Origin of the sequence: Nocardioides sp. (genome assembly GCF_051876515.1) — a bacterium.
GTDB lineage: Bacteria > Actinomycetota > Actinomycetes > Propionibacteriales > Nocardioidaceae > Nocardioides.
In genome coordinates, this window is sequence record NZ_JBJEHY010000094.1 from 1 (window position 1) to 2,478 (window position 2,478).

Annotated in this window: 4 protein-coding genes; all 4 read left to right on the forward strand. The window is 74.3% G+C overall.

Annotation, left to right across the window (positions count from 1 at the left end):
- Positions 1–450 (forward strand): S8 family serine peptidase (locus ACI379_RS06860; protein WP_439791334.1); only part of this gene is annotated, 450 nt, incomplete at its 5' end.
- Positions 447–1,061: an RNA polymerase sigma factor gene (locus ACI379_RS06865; protein ID WP_439791335.1), complete on the forward strand. Its 615-nt coding sequence runs from the start codon at positions 447–449 to the stop codon at positions 1,059–1,061. The genes ACI379_RS06860 and ACI379_RS06865, both read left to right, overlap by 4 nt.
- Positions 1,062–1,066: 5 nt before the next feature.
- The gene (locus ACI379_RS06870) at positions 1,067–1,546 is read left to right on the forward strand and encodes a hypothetical protein (protein WP_439791336.1); all 480 of its coding nucleotides are present in this window, start codon (positions 1,067–1,069) and stop codon (positions 1,544–1,546) included.
- Between the two features lie 5 nt (positions 1,547–1,551).
- Positions 1,552–2,478 (forward strand): hypothetical protein (locus ACI379_RS06875; protein ID WP_439791337.1); only part of this gene is annotated, 927 nt, incomplete at its 3' end.

The following is a 2,478-nucleotide window of genomic DNA, read 5'->3' on the forward strand; positions in this document are numbered from 1 at the left end:
CTGCGTGCCCTCGCCGACGACGGGGTCGCCGTGGTCGCCGCCGCGGGCAACGGTGCATCGACCGTCGAGTTCCACCCGGCCGCGCTGGCCGCCGTCCCGTCGTGGACGGGGGTGCCCCTGGTGAGCGTGGGCGCCTCGCTCCCGGGCGGTGCCCTGGTGGCCTCCTACTCCAACACCGGCCCGTGGGTGCGCGCGTACCGGTGCGGCAGCAACGTGGTGAGCACGATGCCGGTCACCTTCAACGGTTCGTTGCAGGCCAGCCAGGCGTCGACGCCGAACGGGCTGCCGCCGCGCGCGACGCCCGACGGCGACGACTACGGCACCGGCTTCGGTCTCTGGACGGGCACGTCGTTCGCCGCCCCCGTCCTCGCCGGCGAGATCGCCGCCGCCCTGGCCGGCGGGAAGTCCACCGACAAGGCGCTTGAGGCCGTGCTGGGAGGCGAGCAGTGAACGCCGCCGGGCAGGCGTCGACCGGTCTGGTCGACCGGGCCGCGACCGACTTCGCCGCGTACCGCGACGGGGAGGAGGCAGCGCTCGGGCGACTCGTCCAGGAGCTCACCCCGCTGCTGTGGAACACCGCCCGCGGCTGCGGGCTGGACCGGGTGGCCGCCGAGGACGCGGTGCAGGAGGCCTGGGTGGCGCTGTACCGCAACAGCGGTGCCATCACCTCGCCCCAGGCGGTGCTGCAGTGGCTGGTGACCACCACGCGCCGGCGTGCGCTGACGATGGCCGTGCGCGGTCGTCGTACGTCCCCGGCCACGGAGCGGCAGGAGGAGGCGCTGGCCAACGAGCCGGACCCCCTCCCCGGTCCCGAGGCGGACGCCGTGGCCGCCGACGAGTCGGACGTGCTGTGGCGGCACTTCTCGCAGCTCTCGGAGAGGTGCCGGTACCTGCTCAGGGTCGTCTCTCTGGGCGAACGTCCCGACTACGCCGCCATCTCGGAGGCACTGGGGATGCCGGTCGGCAGCATCGGGCCGACGAGGGGCCGCTGCCTGGCGGCACTGAGAAGCGCACTGGAAGCCGACACGCACTGGTCGGGAACGAGCTCGTCATGGGGATGAAGGACATGGATGCACACACCGCTGATCCGCTCGACGACGAGGACGCCCGGATCCTGGCCCTGCTGGGGCAGGCGCACGACGTGCGCGACCCGGTGCCGGACGGCCTGGTGGACCGGGTGAACTTCGCGATCACCGTCGCCGCGCTGGAGGCCGAGGTCGCCGAGCTGACCGTGATGACGGCCGAGCGGGCCGGGGTGCGCAGCGAGATGGAGATGGCGGACACGGTGACCTTCTCCGGCGCCGACCTGACCGCGATGATCGCGATCGAGCCGGAGCCCGGCGGCGGACGCCGGGTCTCGGGCTGGGCGAGCGCGACGCCGGTGAGCGTGGAGCTGCGCGGGGTGGAGCACACGGTGTCCACGCGCACCGACGACCAGGGCCACTTCGAGTTCCTGCTCGCGGAGCCGGGGCTCGTCCACCTGGTGCTGCAGCGGCTCGACGGCACCGGGTACCGCCCCCTGGTCACGCCTCCGTTCGGGGTCTGACGCCCTTGCCGAACGCAGCCGCGGAGGAGACCGCCGAGCGTCGACTGGCCGCTGGCAAGCGGTTCAACGGCCTCGGGGACTGGCCTGCCGCCGACAAGGAGCTGCGTCGTGGCATCCAGGGGTTGCCCGAGGGGCCCAGCGAGCTGCGCGCGCGCATGCTCGTGACGCTCGCACTGACGGAACTGCACCTGCACGGGCTCGACCGGGCCCTGGCGAGGCTGGCGGAGGCGCGCGCCCAGGGCGTCGAGAGCGGGTCCGCGTACGCCGCCGCGCTGGCCCACATCCAGGAGGGCACCGTCCTGATGCACGTGGGGGAGTGGGACCGGGGTCTTGCTGCGCTGCGCGCGGTGCGGCTGGCCGACCTGCGCCTGCCCCTCGAGCGTCTCGCGGTGCAGCTCAACCGGGGCCTGGCCGAGGTGACCCGGCTCGAGCTCGAGCCCGGGCGCCGCGACCTTCTCGCCGCGCTGGAGCTGTCGCTGGAGCAGGACTGGCCGGAGATGGTGTTCAAGGCGCGCCACAACCTCGGCTGCCTGGAGTACTTCGCCGGCAACCTGCCGGCCGCGATCGGGCTGATGCGGGCGGCGGACGCCATGGACGTGGAGGTCGAGCGGGTGCACGCCCGGCACGACCTCGCTCGGGTCCTGCTCGAGGCCGGGCTGCTCAGCCAGGCCGTCGCACTCCTGGAGGAGGCGGCAGCGACCGCTCGTACGCGGCGCCAACGCATCGACGAGGGCGAGATCCAGCTCGACCTGGCCCGCGCCCACCTGCTGCGCGGGGAGCCCGCCGCGGCGTCGAGTGCCGCCCGGGCCGCCGCGCGCGCCTTCGGTGCGCGTGACGCGACGTCCAGGGCCCGGTCGGCGGAGCTGATCCGGGCCGCGATCGACCTCAACCGGGGCGCCAGGACCCGCGCGCCCCGCATGGAACTGGTGGAC

What these genes read in the sequence shown, in the direction of transcription:
- ACI379_RS06870 (WP_439791336.1), top strand. Translation starts at nt 1,067, where the DNA reads ATGGATGCACACACCGCTGATCCGCTCGACGACGAGGACGCCCGGATC.